The sequence below is a fragment of the Flavobacterium sp. 38-13 genome (genome assembly GCF_001899155.1).
GTDB lineage: Bacteria > Bacteroidota > Bacteroidia > Flavobacteriales > Flavobacteriaceae > Flavobacterium > Flavobacterium lindanitolerans.
The window spans coordinates 55,924-70,569 of the sequence record NZ_MKVG01000020.1 but is presented as its reverse complement, the minus strand read 5'-3'; the positions used below and the strand labels follow the sequence as shown (position 1 = coordinate 70,569).

Here is a 14,646-nt window from a genome sequence, read left to right as displayed (position 1 = left end):
GCGCAATAATCAAATATAATGTATTGATTTTTAGAAAGTTTACGGATTTCCGTATATGAGGAAAATAATGGATAGCTTTATTCGTTTTGTAATTATCCGTATATAAATGATTACAAATGGCTATGTGTTTAAATAAGATGTATGTTTGTAATGCAAACTTTATTAATTTATGATACATTATTCACAAATCCATTTTGAAATGTACCTTGGGAGAGGCAAACGGGTGAAAGTCCCGAGACTGATTAATGTAAAAATTAACGAAGTTTGCAGTGACCTCTCCTTTTTTTATGAACTTATAATCCATACAAAATGCAAACTTCTAAAGGTCAAGGTGACGAGCTGAATCCTTCAGCCGACACAGCGGGTAATACACGAAACGTATCAAAGGTAAAGGTGTGGCTTACACCGTCTCAATCTGAATTTATTGAATTTGTTTTGTTTTATGGCGCTTCGGAATTATCGAAGTCGCTAAAATTGGTACATGATATGGCTTTATATCATTCGGATATTTCTATAAATGCTGACGAAAAGCGGGCGCTTTTTAGTGTGAAGTGTTTGTGGGAAGGAGTTGAGGGTATATAGGGAAATCTCCGAAAGGCGGTTTTCCATAGAAAATATTATTATTCTTTTCTATTTCTTCAAATTCTCTTTCTGAAAAATGCTATTTGGTAGAGATTATTTTAACTAATGTACTTTTTTGGGTCATTTAGAAAATGACATTACGATAGAAATGAAATTAGTTCTTGATTTGGTAATTCATTATTTTGAATTTGAAATTGTTTAATTGAACTCCAATTTATTTCGTGTCTTGGTTTTTGTTTACCTCTTAAATTAATATGAAGAATAGCCTCTTCCCAAGGAACCTTATAAAACTCTTTTAGTTTGTAATCAGGGCTAAAAATTATTATAATAAGTTCATCGATTTTTTCGGAAGACTCTTTTTCAATAGCCGACCATCGATTCGTATTGTTGGATGCTTTTGCATGTGTTTTTACTTGAATATACTTGTTATTTACTTGAACATCCCAGCCTTTTTGAATTCCATTCTGAGCTCGTTTCCCATTATATAATACTTCAACGAGCCATTCCCCAATTTGACAGGTAAAATCTTTTTTATTAATAAGAATTTTTTCATCACGAAGAGCTTTCATAGACTTGAAAAAATTTTCCAGTGCAATAATTTTATTTTTAACCTCTAATTCCATTCACTTGGTTCTTATTATAGATGTTACAATGTGTTTTTATAAAAATTTTAATCGAATTTTTTTTAGCAAATTTTAAGGTTTTGTATGTATAAAAACATTTGTATTAACCTCTTGTGTACTTGCAATTAGAGAAGATATGAACCACAGTATCTGGATAGTTTCATTTCTTTGCCCAAAAGGGGTATTAGCTTTCAAGAGCTTAAGATTAGTTTCTAAGTTTGATTTAGAAATAAAATTAATCACAAGATGAACTTCACCATGGAAATTAGGATTATTAGTTGCAGATTTATATAAGTTTATTGCATTATTAATATTGTCACCTTTTCTCAGTCTATTTATTGAAGTTGCAACACCTGTAGTACTGATGTATTGTGAATTCCAAAAGTCTCTTTTACCATCTAGTTGATAATCTTGCGGGCTAACGTTTCCTAAGTTTTTTTGTGCCTGTCCAACTATATCTTGGAATGCAGAGGCAGAAAATTGTGTAGTATCAAATTTTGAATGAAATAATACTATTTTATCTTCATTGATACCAATATGGTCTGCCCATTCTCTACCAAGGTCATCACAAATAAAGTAATCAAAATCATTCAAATATGTGTCTTCCACAAATTTGAATAAACTATTATTGTTAAAGTCAATTTGTACAGGTATAAAACTTCCTTTTTCACTTAACGAATTATTTAATTCAGGATGTGAAATAAAAATTTTCATGAAATGTTCAATGTTTCCAAGTAAGCGATTGTCTTTAAATAATTTACGATTGCTATATACCAGATCTATATTTTCAAAATTAATTACATATCCTCCTGAAGTGTTGATGTAATCTATCAGCGATAATTGTGTGCCATTATCACGCTCCAAAATTATACTCTTTAGTTTTTGAGATCTGATAGAAATAGATTTTTCGTTAAATCGTAATTGAATGTCGTTGACACTATTATTATTTATAAAATAAAGATTATTGTCTTCTTCGACTTTTGATAACCTTTCAAATTTGTTTAAATGTTTAAGTAAATCTATATTACGTTCAATTATTTCTCCGTCATTATGTATATATTCAATAAATGATCTGTTAATAATACCATTTTCAAAATCATTATATAATTTACTAAATACAAACAATACTGAAATTGGAGTAATAGAGTCTTTTAAGCTTTCATAATCCTGTGGCTCGGCAAAGACAGATAAAAATGTGGCTCTATCTGTGTGACCATTTATTTGATCAATAAGATTTTTTGCCCATCCACAGAATTGTTCGATTGAATTTTTTCTTCCTAACTTATTTATACGTGATGAATTTAAGCTAAGTGATATTTTTTCATCGTTATTATTTACTCTTAATGAGTTTAGCATGTAGTTATTTGCTCCTAAAGCTGAAAAATTTTCACGGAGATCAATTGCTTCTAAACTTTTTTCCCGTAAAGCTTTATCTGAAACATTTAAATTTTTCAAATTAAATTTTTCAAGTAAAGTTTCATCAGTTACAAAAAGTGTTGACAATATTGAATAATCTAAAGCATTGAATTGTTTAACAAAATCCTGAACCTTTGAAATATTTTTTCTACTTATAACAATATGATCATTAACTTCAACTATTAATAAATAAGCCAATTTTGTTTCAATCCAATCATTAACAACTTTATCAATAAAAGTTGGTTTTGAATTAAATTTAAAGGTACAGAATGAATATATAATATTAATTCCATCAACATTTATTGTTTCTCTAATTTTTTTTAGAAGATAATTTCCACTTTTAACGGATGAAACTTCTCTAAATAATAGGTTAATTTTACTATTTGTAATACGAATATTATTGTCGTTTGAAAAAAAATAAGCATTTTCATTAATGATAATATTTTCTAATTTTTGTTGTTCATTCATAATACTCGTCTTTATAGAGATGTTTATTTGTACTGTTTGGCTGTAATTTTCACAAATTACATTCCGTCAAATATTTTTTTATAATAGCTTTTATTTCATATTCAGCTAATGTAGAAATGTCTGTCGGTTTTAAATCAGCTGTAAATTTTGTGACAACACAACCCGTTATTTCATCAATTTTATCATCATTGTATTGATAAAATGCATTTTTCATGTCGGTTCTTAAGTTGTTAAACAATAGGTCTTTGGTTTTTTTATCCCATGTGCTTAAATCTGTGGTGACTTCTTCTACAATAGCAACAGCTTCCAATTTTACATTGACACCAGTTGTTGCGGAAGTATTTCTGATTACAAGGAAATGGCTTCCTGTTTTTAGATCATCAATTTTTACTTTTGCATCTTTTGCATTTTTTCTGGAACCTTCTATAGTGTAACCTGGAGAGATATATTTCCATGTGCCAAAAAAATCTTTTTCAAAGAAACTATCATACCCATTTTTGTCAGTTAAATAAATATCTATTAAACCTTGTCCGGTTGGGATTTTTATAAGACTTAACAAGCCGCCGGAAATACCTGTTGTTTGTAAAAGGGATCGTAATTGATATTCAAGTAGTAAATTTTGAGTATTATTTTTATAAGGCTCTGTTGTAAATGCATAATACCATTCAACCGTATTTGGAGGTAAATCAATTTTAAAACCGGTTCTTGAATTTCCGCCAAGCATATTTCGTGTCCCACCATTTAAATAAAATGATTGAGGGTCTAATATTTTTATAGTCTTTTGAGTTTTCGTTTGAACTTGTGAAAAACTAAGTATTGATTGAAATAGAAGTATCAGAGTAAAAGTTTTTTTCATTTTATACTATTGGTTTCGTTTTAAAATAATACGTTTCTTTATTACAATCATGATCATCCTTAACCTTTTCTTCTTGGAGCACTTCTTGTGTGAGGTTTTACATAGGAGCCATTTTTTCTGTAATAGCCTTTTACATGTACTTCTTTTGAAGTTGAAGAAGAATTATAATTAGAACTATTTTGTGAATAATTTGTTTTGGTTGAACTTCGGGTTGTTGTGTGATTGAACTTTGGAGAATATGCCCAGCCTTTATAATTATTGTATTTGATTTTTCGATAGGATTTTGATTTACTATCAATGAAGACATAGGAGTTGGCAGGTACTACGATTTTGGTTTCGCTGTCATTTTGTGAAGCGTACAGAGGAGTGTCTTCTTCAAGTATAACATAATAATAGCTATTGCAAGACACAAATAATATAGGAAGTAACAGAAGTAAAAATCTTCTCATATTGGGGGATTTAAGATGTTGCTTATTTCAAATATATACTTTGTAGGTATATGTTAGTCTTGTTTTTGAGAATACTAGACAAAATGCGCGTATTTTCCGATGAAATAATCGCAATTAAAAATGAGTTTGCTAGTGTTGCTTTTTATAAAATTTTGAAATGTTGAGAGGTTGTGTTATTCTGTAAATATCCCAGCCTTTTTTCCTTCTTCTTTTTCAATCGCTTTCCACTTATTGTAATTGACTTTGTCTTTTGCCTGTAAATAGGATGCCGCAACTATGCCGGCTTGTACATAGGTTTGCATTTGGTCGCCACCATTTTTTGCAATTTCATATTGCTGTTCTGCATCTAAAGCTACTTGGTTTTCAATTTTCTGCATCTCATTAGTAGCATGCTTTTCTAATCCGCCGCCAAAGAAATACCAGAGTATGCCAATAAAAATTATTACACTGAAGATTGTTTTTGATTTGTTGGTTTTTGTTTCCATAAATTTAGTTTTGTGTTACTAGGCTTTTAAGCCGTTATTTACCAAAACTAGATTTTTGTGTTTTGCTTTTTTTAAGGTTTCCCTTAAAATGGAGTGTTTTTTAATATCTGAGATATTGTGAAAGCGGGTACTTTTAAATATTAAAAATAAAAAGACCATCATAGGATAGTCTTTTTAAATAAAGTTTTATATTTAGTAAAATCTATTGAAATAGTATATTGAGGGTTTATGTAATAACTTTCTGGATTGAAACCAATTGAAATGTTTCATAGTAGGTTCCTACAAAATTATCTATTTTAACGAAAGTTGCAATTTCGCCATTGTTTATAGTAAATGATTGATCGGGGTTAGTAGTAAGAAAAGCTATATTTCCTGTATTTTTAAAAGTAAGAGAACTTTGATCGGCTCGAATCGCTAAATACTCTCCTGCATTAATGGTAGATAAAATATCTTTAATAAAAGCACCTGTAGAATTTGCAAAAACCAGTTTATGTCCAGAACAATTTAGACTATTGTCTGTTGCATTTACAGTTCTAATCTGCATGATGCCATATGTCTTTCCAAGTATAGGTAATTGAAATGCATTACCTTCTGCAGTTATTCCACCTAAAGGACTAGGTGTCGATATTAAAAAAAGACTATTGGAGTCAAAGTCTGGAGAATTAATGTCTGATATACACACATAATTATTATTTGCGGTGACAAATGACTTATCAATGCTAATACATTGTCCAGGTTTGACATTACCAGGTCCAATAGATTTTGAGCCAAAACCTGCAGCATTAGCAAAACGACTATTTACTATATTGATACTTTTACATGGGTTATCATTATACTCATCCTGAAAATTACTTTTAACTGTAATTGCTACACCAAGGTTTTCGAACCAGCAATTATCAAAAGTGATGTTTTCTGCCCATTCAATGAAAACGCCGTAGTCTGCATCTTGTACAGTACAATTAATAAATGATATAACAGCCGAAGGATATTCAGCTGTATTTTGAATATGTACATTTTTTCCAAGTGCATATTTTTCATTCCGCTTAAAACCATCGAATTGGCAGTTTAGGAAAGTGGTTTGACCTTGTTGCCCTGTTAACTTAAGAGCGTTAGTGTGATCGGCACCTTTAAAAACCCTTACGTTTTCGAATATATTAAATTGGTTTGGAAGCAGATAATTTGAATGTTCGCCTCCTCCTTTAAGATAAATACCATGACCTTTAAAATCATAAATGAAAATATCACTTATACGTGAATTCATTAGTCCGCCATGATAAGGTTCAGTCAATTGTGGTTTAGCTTCAAAGTAAAAACCACCACGAAGAGTGCCACGCCCCTGAAGGTTTAATCGCGATATGTTTATCATTACCATGCCTTCTTCGATATCAAACATATATTCATCTTCTTTACTTTCAAGTGCATAGATTATGGTGCGTTCGTATGATTCTCCAACGACAGTTACTCCATGTTTGAGATGAATAGTGCTTATAAAATAGCTACCATTGGGAATAAATACAGTAGAACCTGTCATTGCGGAATTATCTTTTGTATTGAGCTTGGCAAAATCAATTGCTTTTTGAATTTGGGTTGTATAGTCGGCACTTGTTCCCACTGCACCAAAAAAGTTAACATTTATAACATCATCATATGAACGAACCCAGCTCCCTGAATTGGATGGGACAGTACTTGATTTTACTATTGTGCCGTCATTGTCCGTACTGTAATCTCCTGTAGTGAAAGGAGTTTCTGTTCTCCAAATAAATATACCGCCGCCGCCTGTTCCAGGAGTGCCATGATCTTTTACGAACACTACCCCTGTAGGAGGTGTTACCGCTCTTAAAGCAGCCAAATTAGATACTTCTGTCATAATATAATTGGATTAAAGTTTAACTTTAGAAAAGGGTCAATTTTTTTGGGTTAAAGTTTTGATGGTCTTCTGTTTTGAAATCCTGCCAAGAGAAAAGGATTTTATTGTTTTATTTAAACTTAAAACCCACTGGAGCCTTTAAGGATGCTTTGTCATACATATTGAGGTATAAAACTACCGTATCTTTTTTGCCTTCATAAGTTACAGCATAGACATCTAGCATACCGCCACTAAAGGGACTATTTTTTGTTTCAAAAGCACAGCAACTTCCTGTTCTCTCATAATTTATAGTTTCCCCATTTGGACCGGATAATGAATTCAGATAGCTTCTCTCGTTAGCTGGACCATTAGAAAAGCCACCCACTTTTATCGGATTTTTTTCGGTATAGCCATACGAGGCATCTGTGTTGACTTTTGAATCTCCTGATTTATTGGAAGAACATGAAACTACGAAAAGGCTGATTAGTAAAATTTTAATTAGTGATTTCATTTGTTTTTTGGTTTGGTTAATTTTAGTTTTTCACGCAAAGGCGCAGAGTCGCAAAGTTTCTGATAATAGAATATTGAGCGTTTATCTAGTATAACTCTTAAATCAGCGTAAATATTTTAATCCGTAGTAATCCGCGCTAAAATAAAAATCGCTGTTGAAGCCACTATTGTGAAAGCCAGCTTTTCTTTATCTAACATAAATTTTTTTTAATTCAACTGAATATTATGCTCCTTAGCAATCTTTTTAAACAAATCTTCTTTGTTTTCTTCCTGTAGTTTTTGGTAAATGGCGCCTATAACGACTTCAGAGTCTTTAGCGTATTTGGAGTTTTCATCGGTATAGATGCGGTGTGCTGTGAATATATTGTTTAGTGCTTTTTCGTAATTCTTTACTAAAAGATAGTTTTTTCCGGCTCCAAAATAACCTTCGGCATTTTCAGGATAAAACTGTATGAGTTTTTCATAATATTGGATGGCGGTTTTAAAATCAGATTTTAAAGAATAGACAACGGCAATATTCATTAGGGCAAAGTCGCCTTCTGGATAAATTTCGAGTGACTTTTTATAATACTTTATAGCATCGTTATACTTTTCAAGTTGTCTGTAACAGACCGCCAAATCATCATAAGCCAGGACAAATTTTTCGTCATTTTTAATTGCCGTCAAAAAGTTTTCAATGGCAGGTTTGTATTGGTTCTTGCTCATAAATTCTTTCGCAATGATATAAGCATTTTGTGCGCTTTCAATTTTTGAATCGGAATAGAACAGCTTCCTTTTTTCGTCTGTTTTTTGTCCTTTTGCCTTATCGCAGATTTCAGGCAAAAGGCTTTTGACTTTTGGGAGCAGTGCCATGAGTCCTTCAACTGTGTTTACTTCTTCCCGGGTTTTGGGATCTTCTTCTGTAGCAATGGCTTCTTTTACTATATCGGCAATACAGCTCCTGTAAGCCTCTTCGCCAATTTTAGTTTTTTGTTCTTCACATTCGCATGCTTTTTTAGCTATTTTTTCTTCTATGCTTTGTGCGTTGGATAGAAATGAAATAAGGATAAAGATTGGGAGTAGTGTTTTTTTCATTCAGTTTAGGATTGTAGATAGCGATATAGCTATTGATTGTGGTTAGTTATATTTAATCGTCTGAAACCAAATATATTAAAATGTTTTATACTATCGTAAAATTCTTATAAAACAAATGCCATGAGATTCAATAAAAACTTTGCACCTCTGCGTGAAACAGTTGCTCGCAAAGACGCAAAACAGGAACCGAATAGGGGATATTATTTTAACAATAAGTTACAGGCATTTAATTAATTTTTAAATTGCATCTGATTTTAAACTAAACCAGAAATCGCAATTTAACCTTTAACTTTTATGAAACTTACTCTCCAAAAAATTTCATTGTTTTCCTTTTTACTTTTTGCAGCTTTTACCGCAAAAGCCCAGACAACCTGCGACTGTTCCGAAACCTTTAAGTGGGTTAAAGAAACATTTGAAAAAAATGATGCGGGTTTTGATTATGCCATCCAGCAAAAAGGAATGGATATGTATGAAAAACACAATGCTGTTTTTTTACAAAAGGTAAAGACGATAACAGAAAGCCATGAATGTGCGGAGGTGCTGAATGAATGGTTGAAGTTTTTCAGGAAAGGACACTTTGGAGTTATGGCTTTGGCAATAGCAACTACGCAACAGTCGGCTAATGTCAAACAATGGCCTGTACTGGCGGTAAAGGAAAAAGAGCTGCGAAGCAAACCAACAAAAGACGCTAAGGATTTAGTGGGAATCTGGAAAGTAGGGGCCTATAAAATTGGTATTGTTAAAAAAGATAAAGGCTATAAAGGAGTTATTCTGGAATCGGGCAACGTGGCATGGAAACCACAGCAGGTAAAAATGGAAATAAATGAAGATGGTTCCGGTGTTTTTTATATGGGAGATTTTTCGCCTTTGAAATTCAAAAAGATGGATTGGGTCGGTAAAAATGCTATAAAATTGGCACCTGCGATTCAATTACAACGAGAATATCCTACGTTTCCTGAAAATGCAGACATACAACTCTATGCGAAAGCAATGAGTACAGGAAAGCCTTTTATGGAAAGCCTTTCGGGAGAAACCTTATACTTGCGAATTCCTTCTTTTGGCGGCGAACAAAAGAAAGTAATTGAAAGCGTGCTTTTGGCTCATGAAAAAGAAATCAAGAGTACTAAAAACCTGATAATCGATATTCGTAACGGAACCGGTGGTGATGACGACAGCTATGCGAATATTATACCTTATTTGTACACCAATCCGATACGCATTGTAGGTATGGAGCTTTTGTCTACACCGTTAAACAACAAAAGGATGGAAAGTTACTTGTCTATGCCGGACTTGTCTGAAAAAAGCAGAATGCAGGTAAACGCTGCACTTACTTTACTTAACGACAATCTTGGAAAATTTGTGAATCTGAACGGAGGTGACAAAGTGCATATACAGAAGATGGATGCTGTATTGCCTTTTCCGCAACAGGTAGCTATCATTGCCAATGAGGCTAACGGAAGTACAGACGAACAGTTTTTAATGGCGGCCAAACAAAGTAAAAAGGTAAAGCTTTTTGGAACAAGTACTTTTGGAGTACTGGATATTTCAAATATGAATTTTGTAAAATCGCCTGATGAGAAATTCCAATTGGGCTATTGCCTTTCTAAAAGCTATAGAATACCGGGCATGGCCATTGACGGTATAGGAATACAGCCGGATTATTTTATTGACAGCACCATCCCAAATGAACTTTGGATAAAATACGCCACTTCTGTTTTGGAAGATAAAGAGTTTCAGCCGTAATAGTAAGTCCAAATAATTTATTGTTTTGCGGCTCTGCGTCTTTGCGTGAAATAGTTGCTCGCAAAGACGCAGAGCCGCAAAGTTTGTAAAGAAATGATTGAAAGTTGACTTTCGTTAGATATTGGTTTTATAACTAGCAGCAATCCTGAAGAATACGGTCATGGGTGATTACGAATGTCATCCATAAAGTCACAAGAATTATCAACAGGTTAAGAACAGTTAGGATTGTATAATAATTCCCCTGAAAGTTATTATGCTTGTCGCTGTTTTTCTTAGCATACCACTTTGAACCAATTGCAATCAGCATCAAAAGAAATAAGATAATAAAACCCGGATAAATTTCGGAAATCACAACGCCAATAAGCCCAAGCACTACTGCCATGAAAGTTATTATCACAGATAGGGTAGTGATATTATTAAATGATTTTGTTGCCATTTTGATATTAATTTTAAGGTTGTTTAGCTGGTCGATTCGTGAATTAGTTCCAATACGTACCATTTAATCCTAATACGGTACCCATCCAAAGGGTGATAATAAAAGCAATAGCACCAATTAAGAAAGCTGCGATTCTTGTCCAGATTTTCTCACCACCGATAAACTGATTGGCATAATGGAATAATCCGCCACCAAAAGCGCCTGCCAATGGGACAATTATAAGTGGTTTAATTCTCCAGAATTTTCCCCATTCCGGATTGGGTTCGCCTGAGGTTATCAGGAAAAAAAGTATTAAGGCAGTGGCGATTCCTGCTCCAATTAAAATTCTTCTTTTTAAGGCCGAAGAATCTGTGTGAGATGATACATTATTCATAAAGAGAGATTTTAGATTTGACTTTTAGACTTTAGACTTTAGACTTTAGACTTATGACTTATGTAAAGTACTTTGTAATTCAAAGTAAATACATATTTTAGAACTGTGCAATAAATAGTTGCGAAAAAATTATAGGAAATAGTGAAAAAAGTTGTGAAGGGTTGCTTTTGCTGGGGAAAGCAATTATGTAAAATTCAGTTTTTGTTAAACTCTTTTTTGCTGTTCGCTTTCGCGGATTGCTTTTTCAAGTCGGGATTGTCTGGTTTTTTCCTGTTTGGCATCCATAATCCAATGAATGGTTAGTTTTTTATAGGATGGAGCTTGTTTCATAAAAAAATCCCAGGCGGCAGTGTTCTTTCTAAATTGACCTTCATATTCGGCATCAAGAAGGACGGGTTCGTTTTCATAAGAATATATCTTTGACCTGCTTTCTTTTCTTTCAATGAAAGCCTTTTGTCCCGCTTCGGTCATCAATCCCGCTTTGGTAAGTTCTTCCATCTTTTTGATATTGATGGCACTCCAGTTGCTGGTCTTTTTTCGTGGTGTAAAACGGATAGAGTAACTTTCTTTATCGATAGACCTGCGTACTCCGTCTATCCAGCCAAAACAGAGTGCCTGATCAACAGATTCTGACCAGGTCATGGATGGCTTTCCGCTGTCTAATTTATAGAAACCGACCAGAAGCTCGGTTTCGTTTTTATGGTGCTTTTCGAGCCATTTTCTAAATTCAGCCTGTGTTGCAAAAAAAGTTGCTGCCATTGTGTTTTAATTTTCGATTGGATATAGAAGGAATAAATATAATAAATAAGGAAACGGCTTATTGTTTCATCAGTTCTTTGTGTTTTCTTCCCCAATCTTCAAGTTCTCCAATTATAGTGTTTAGCTGATAGCCAATAGCAGTTAACTCATATTCAACCCGTGGTGGAACTTCTGCATAAACAGTGCGGGTAATGATTTTATTCTTTTCGAGTTTGCGCAATTGCAAGATCAGCATACGTTCTGTGATGGTTGGCATGCATTTTTTTAATTCTCCGAATCTCAATTTTCCGTTAATCAGGTAACAGCATATTGCTAAAGTCCATTGTCCTCCAATGATTCCGGAAGCATATACTTCCAGACACTCGTCTTGCAATAGCTTTTTGTTTTCGAAGTTGGTTGAAGCTTCCTTTATTTTAGTCATTACTTATCTTTTTGATAGTATCCTACAATGGGTTGCTAATATACAGAATTAAGTGTAGTGCTTTACTTTTGTGTCAGTTTTACAACTCAGGAAATATAAAAATGAAAACATTAGTCGTAGTCATACATCCAAACCTACAAGAATCTGTAATCAATAAAAGATGGATTGAAGAATTAGAAAAATATCCCGACCACTATTTTATACATCGCTTGTATGAAGCTTATCCAGATGAAAAAATTGATGTTGCCAAAGAGCAAAAGCTGATAGAATCCTATGATAAAATCGTATTTCAGTTTCCGTTTTATTGGTTCAATTGTCCGCCGTTGTTTAAAAAATGGCTGGATGAAGTGCTGACGCATGGTTGGGCCTACGGAAGTAAAAGCGGTTATAAGATGGGTGGTAAGAAAATAGCAATGGTGCTATCTGTCGGAGTAGACGAAGAAGAATATAGAGCCGACGGCAAATACAAATATACTTTGCGAGAGCTGACGGCTCCTTTTGAACTGACTTTTGAATACATCAAAGCAGATTACCGCTACTTTTTTGCCTATTACGGAATAGAACTCAATGCTACTGACGAGTGGATTGAAAAGAGCGTACCTGATTACAGGAAGTTTTTAGAGAGCGTGTAAAGAAATATCAGGCATTTTGCCGTTTTGTTAACTCGGTTGGCGAATAGCCAAACTGTTTTTTAAAGGCATGCGAAAAATGCGACAGATTCTCAAAACCGACTTCATAGCACACATCAATTGGCTTTTTTTTCTTTTCGATGAATTGGTAATGTGCCAGTTCCAATCGCTTTTGCGTAAGCCAACGTTGTGGCGTGGTATGGAATGCCTTGCTAAAATCACGTTTGAAAGTAGTGAGGCTGCGACCGGTCAGGTATCCGAATTTTTCTAACGGAAGATTAAACATGAAATTCTTTTCCATATAACCGGCCAGGTCAATTTTTCCGGGATCTTCAAAGTTGGCGAGTACATCATCAATTCCTTTGTCTATCGTACGCAATATGCTTATGGCTTCCTTGATTTTTAATGAAGCAATATCTTCGGGTAGTGTTTCCATGCTAAAATAAGGAAGCAGCGAGGCCAGACAGCTTTCAAGTAGCGGATGATTGCTGTAACTGTGTATTTTTTGCGATGCTGCCGCTTTTGGCTGAATAGGCAGTCCGGTATAAAAATCACGCAGCTTTTCGGTAGACAAATGCATTACCACTGTTTTGTGTGGCTGTCCGTCTTTTGGATAATTGATAATGGTGGCCAGCTGATTTCTTGGAATTAGAAAGATATCGCCTTTTTTGAAATAATAAGTCGCATCAGCCTGTACGATTTTGGTTTCGCCGGAGATAAACCAAACCAGCATATGATGGTCAAACATAATATCCGATTTGAAAAACTTATCCTCATAACAGGAAAGTTTGATATCGTCTGTAATGTATTTTGCCTGATATTCCATAGGAAGCCGTATTGCCTGTGATAGCGATGTTGTACAAAAATAAAAAGAATTGTGCATTTTATAACGTAATTAGGACTGTTACTCTGCTGTATTGAAAGGAATGCCGGTCATCGTCTCGCTGAGTTTCCATAATCGTTTGGCACTGGATTCATCAACAGAATAAGGTCTGACACCTTTGGTTACTCCTTCTTCCAGAACTAAATCTGCTATATCGCAATCTTCACAATATACGCCTCCAATTGTGTTGAGCATTGGGCTTGTAGCACACCAAACGGTTGTGGCTGCTCCTTGCGGAATGGTTTTTAATGCTGCGGCTACTTCGGGAAATAGGACTCCGTTGGCATCACAATAACCTAGTTTCTGGAATAATTCTAAGGGTGCTTCTCTCGCCAATTCTGTTCCATTTATGGAACCCGGATGGAGCGAATAGGCTCTTATGCCAAATGCTTTGCCACGTTCATCGAGTTCCAGTGCAAATAAATTACTGGCTGTTTTGGATTGCCCATAACTTAGCAGGGTTTCATATTCACGATTTAAAAAATTTGGGTCGTCAAAATCAAAAGTTCCGAATTGGTGACCTTGTGAAGAAACATTTACAACCCGGGCACCATGCGCTTTTTTAAGAGCCGGCCAAAGTCTGGCCGTCAATTGAAATTGGGCGAGATAGTTGGTAGCCAGTTGCGATTCATAACCGCGATTGTCCCAACGCAGCGGTACCCACATGATTCCTGCATTATGGATAAGCAAGTGTAATGGCCTTCCGGAAGCCAAAAATCTTTCGGCAAAGGCATCAATAGAAGTGGTATCCATCAAATCCATTGCTTCCATCTCTATATTCGATATTCCTTCCAGATTTCTTTTTGCTTTTTCAATATCTCTTGCCGGGATAATTACGGTGGCTCCTGCGCCAGCCAGTACTTTCGCAGTTTCAAGTCCAATGCCGGTGTTGCCGCCCGTTACGATTGCGATTTTTCCTGTAAGGTCGATGCCTTTGATAACTTCGGATGCTGTAGAGGTTGCGCCAAATCCTGAACCGATTGGCTGTTGCAATGCTCCCTGATAATTGTTCTGTCTCATTTTTATAAAATTTAATGATTTATGTTGAGACAAAATTAGGACGGTTAGTGCAGGAGAACTTTGTTCAAACGTC

Annotated in this window: 17 protein-coding genes; 3 read left to right on the top strand and 14 right to left on the bottom strand. The window is 34.5% G+C overall.

From position 1 onward, the window contains the following. Positions 1-309: 309 nt before the first annotated feature. The gene (locus tag BGO88_RS14905) at positions 310-582 is read left to right on the top strand and encodes a hypothetical protein (RefSeq protein ID WP_286707397.1); all 273 of its coding nucleotides are present in this window, start codon (positions 310-312) and stop codon (positions 580-582) included. Positions 583-719: 137 nt separating this feature from the next. Here BGO88_RS14905 and BGO88_RS14900 read toward each other — a convergent pair whose 3' ends face one another. The 8 genes from BGO88_RS14900 to BGO88_RS14865 all read right to left on the bottom strand — a co-directional run bounded on the left by BGO88_RS14900 (position 720) and on the right by BGO88_RS14865 (position 8,309). Continuing rightward, positions 720-1,205 carry a hypothetical protein gene (locus tag BGO88_RS14900; protein WP_286707396.1) on the bottom strand — a complete coding sequence of 162 codons (486 nt, stop codon included), beginning with the start codon at positions 1,203-1,205 and terminating at the stop codon, positions 720-722. 72 nt (positions 1,206-1,277) lie between these two features. Further along, a complete protein-coding gene (locus tag BGO88_RS14895; protein WP_286707395.1) occupies positions 1,278-3,089 on the bottom strand; it encodes a hypothetical protein in 1,812 nt (603 codons plus the stop codon). A gap of 49 nt (positions 3,090-3,138) precedes the next feature. After that, positions 3,139-3,945, bottom strand: a complete 807-nt coding sequence (locus tag BGO88_RS14890; RefSeq protein WP_286707394.1) for a hypothetical protein — start codon at positions 3,943-3,945, stop codon at positions 3,139-3,141. Between the two features lie 59 nt (positions 3,946-4,004). Continuing rightward, entirely contained in the window at positions 4,005-4,394 is a 390-nt protein-coding gene (locus BGO88_RS14885; protein ID WP_286707393.1) for a hypothetical protein, read from the bottom strand. A 173-nt stretch (positions 4,395-4,567) separates the two neighbouring features. Continuing rightward, entirely contained in the window at positions 4,568-4,879 is a 312-nt protein-coding gene (locus BGO88_RS14880; protein WP_286707392.1) for a hypothetical protein, read from the bottom strand. A 226-nt stretch (positions 4,880-5,105) separates the two neighbouring features. Next, complete coding sequence (locus tag BGO88_RS14875; protein WP_286707391.1) at positions 5,106-6,746, bottom strand: glycosyl hydrolase family 28-related protein; 1,641 nt, start codon at positions 6,744-6,746, stop codon at positions 5,106-5,108. A gap of 109 nt (positions 6,747-6,855) precedes the next feature. After that, positions 6,856-7,236, bottom strand: a complete 381-nt coding sequence (locus tag BGO88_RS14870; protein WP_286707390.1) for a 2-dehydro-3-deoxyphosphooctonate aldolase — start codon at positions 7,234-7,236, stop codon at positions 6,856-6,858. Between the two features lie 206 nt (positions 7,237-7,442). Continuing rightward, entirely contained in the window at positions 7,443-8,309 is an 867-nt protein-coding gene (locus BGO88_RS14865) for a tetratricopeptide repeat protein (RefSeq protein WP_286707389.1), read from the bottom strand. 294 nt (positions 8,310-8,603) lie between these two features. Between BGO88_RS14865 and BGO88_RS14860 the strand changes: the two genes are divergently transcribed. Further along, positions 8,604-10,052 (top strand): S41 family peptidase, encoded by a 1,449-nt coding sequence (locus tag BGO88_RS14860; RefSeq protein WP_286707388.1) that lies wholly within the window; start codon positions 8,604-8,606, stop codon positions 10,050-10,052. Positions 10,053-10,185: 133 nt separating this feature from the next. Here BGO88_RS14860 and BGO88_RS14855 read toward each other — a convergent pair whose 3' ends face one another. The 4 genes from BGO88_RS14855 to BGO88_RS14840 all read right to left on the bottom strand — a co-directional run bounded on the left by BGO88_RS14855 (position 10,186) and on the right by BGO88_RS14840 (position 12,041). Continuing rightward, positions 10,186-10,488, bottom strand: a complete 303-nt coding sequence (locus BGO88_RS14855; protein ID WP_286707387.1) for a hypothetical protein — start codon at positions 10,486-10,488, stop codon at positions 10,186-10,188. 43 nt (positions 10,489-10,531) lie between these two features. Continuing rightward, the gene (locus tag BGO88_RS14850; protein WP_286707386.1) at positions 10,532-10,861 is read right to left on the bottom strand and encodes a potassium transporter KefB; all 330 of its coding nucleotides are present in this window, start codon (positions 10,859-10,861) and stop codon (positions 10,532-10,534) included. A 204-nt stretch (positions 10,862-11,065) separates the two neighbouring features. Beyond that, entirely contained in the window at positions 11,066-11,620 is a 555-nt protein-coding gene (locus BGO88_RS14845; protein ID WP_286707385.1) for a YdeI/OmpD-associated family protein, read from the bottom strand. 58 nt (positions 11,621-11,678) lie between these two features. Further along, on the bottom strand, positions 11,679-12,041 hold the full coding sequence (locus tag BGO88_RS14840) for a winged helix-turn-helix transcriptional regulator (RefSeq protein WP_286707384.1): 363 nt from the start codon (positions 12,039-12,041) through the stop codon (positions 11,679-11,681). Between the two features lie 101 nt (positions 12,042-12,142). On the opposite strand from BGO88_RS14840, the gene BGO88_RS14835 reads away from it, so the two are divergent. After that, positions 12,143-12,673, top strand: a complete 531-nt coding sequence (locus tag BGO88_RS14835) for an NAD(P)H-dependent oxidoreductase (protein ID WP_286707383.1) — start codon at positions 12,143-12,145, stop codon at positions 12,671-12,673. A 7-nt stretch (positions 12,674-12,680) separates the two neighbouring features. Here the strand turns inward: BGO88_RS14835 and BGO88_RS14830 are convergent, their stop codons facing one another. Both BGO88_RS14830 and BGO88_RS14825 read right to left on the bottom strand, forming a co-directional pair. Further along, positions 12,681-13,496 (bottom strand): helix-turn-helix domain-containing protein, encoded by an 816-nt coding sequence (locus BGO88_RS14830; RefSeq protein WP_286707570.1) that lies wholly within the window; start codon positions 13,494-13,496, stop codon positions 12,681-12,683. A gap of 78 nt (positions 13,497-13,574) precedes the next feature. Then, positions 13,575-14,573 carry an SDR family NAD(P)-dependent oxidoreductase gene (locus BGO88_RS14825; RefSeq protein WP_286707382.1) on the bottom strand — a complete coding sequence of 333 codons (999 nt, stop codon included), beginning with the start codon at positions 14,571-14,573 and terminating at the stop codon, positions 13,575-13,577. Between the last annotated feature and the right edge of the window lie 73 nt (positions 14,574-14,646).

What these genes read in the sequence shown, in the direction of transcription:
- BGO88_RS14890 (WP_286707394.1), bottom strand. Translation starts at nt 3,945, where the DNA reads ATGAAAAAAACTTTTACTCTGATACTTCTATTTCAATCAATACTTAGT.
- BGO88_RS14875 (WP_286707391.1), bottom strand. Translation starts at nt 6,746, where the DNA reads ATGACAGAAGTATCTAATTTGGCTGCTTTAAGAGCGGTAACACCTCCT.
- BGO88_RS14880 (WP_286707392.1), bottom strand. Translation starts at nt 4,879, where the DNA reads ATGGAAACAAAAACCAACAAATCAAAAACAATCTTCAGTGTAATAATT.
- BGO88_RS14845 (WP_286707385.1), bottom strand. Translation starts at nt 11,620, where the DNA reads ATGGCAGCAACTTTTTTTGCAACACAGGCTGAATTTAGAAAATGGCTC.
- BGO88_RS14865 (WP_286707389.1), bottom strand. Translation starts at nt 8,309, where the DNA reads ATGAAAAAAACACTACTCCCAATCTTTATCCTTATTTCATTTCTATCC.
- BGO88_RS14905 (WP_286707397.1), top strand. Translation starts at nt 310, where the DNA reads ATGCAAACTTCTAAAGGTCAAGGTGACGAGCTGAATCCTTCAGCCGAC.
- BGO88_RS14825 (WP_286707382.1), bottom strand. Translation starts at nt 14,573, where the DNA reads ATGAGACAGAACAATTATCAGGGAGCATTGCAACAGCCAATCGGTTCA.
- BGO88_RS14870 (WP_286707390.1), bottom strand. Translation starts at nt 7,236, where the DNA reads ATGAAATCACTAATTAAAATTTTACTAATCAGCCTTTTCGTAGTTTCA.
- BGO88_RS14830 (WP_286707570.1), bottom strand. Translation starts at nt 13,496, where the DNA reads ATGGAATATCAGGCAAAATACATTACAGACGATATCAAACTTTCCTGT.
- BGO88_RS14895 (WP_286707395.1), bottom strand. Translation starts at nt 3,089, where the DNA reads ATGAATGAACAACAAAAATTAGAAAATATTATCATTAATGAAAATGCT.
- BGO88_RS14860 (WP_286707388.1), top strand. Translation starts at nt 8,604, where the DNA reads ATGAAACTTACTCTCCAAAAAATTTCATTGTTTTCCTTTTTACTTTTT.
- BGO88_RS14900 (WP_286707396.1), bottom strand. Translation starts at nt 1,205, where the DNA reads ATGGAATTAGAGGTTAAAAATAAAATTATTGCACTGGAAAATTTTTTC.
- BGO88_RS14835 (WP_286707383.1), top strand. Translation starts at nt 12,143, where the DNA reads ATGAAAACATTAGTCGTAGTCATACATCCAAACCTACAAGAATCTGTA.
- BGO88_RS14855 (WP_286707387.1), bottom strand. Translation starts at nt 10,488, where the DNA reads ATGGCAACAAAATCATTTAATAATATCACTACCCTATCTGTGATAATA.
- BGO88_RS14850 (WP_286707386.1), bottom strand. Translation starts at nt 10,861, where the DNA reads ATGAATAATGTATCATCTCACACAGATTCTTCGGCCTTAAAAAGAAGA.
- BGO88_RS14885 (WP_286707393.1), bottom strand. Translation starts at nt 4,394, where the DNA reads ATGAGAAGATTTTTACTTCTGTTACTTCCTATATTATTTGTGTCTTGC.
- BGO88_RS14840 (WP_286707384.1), bottom strand. Translation starts at nt 12,041, where the DNA reads ATGACTAAAATAAAGGAAGCTTCAACCAACTTCGAAAACAAAAAGCTA.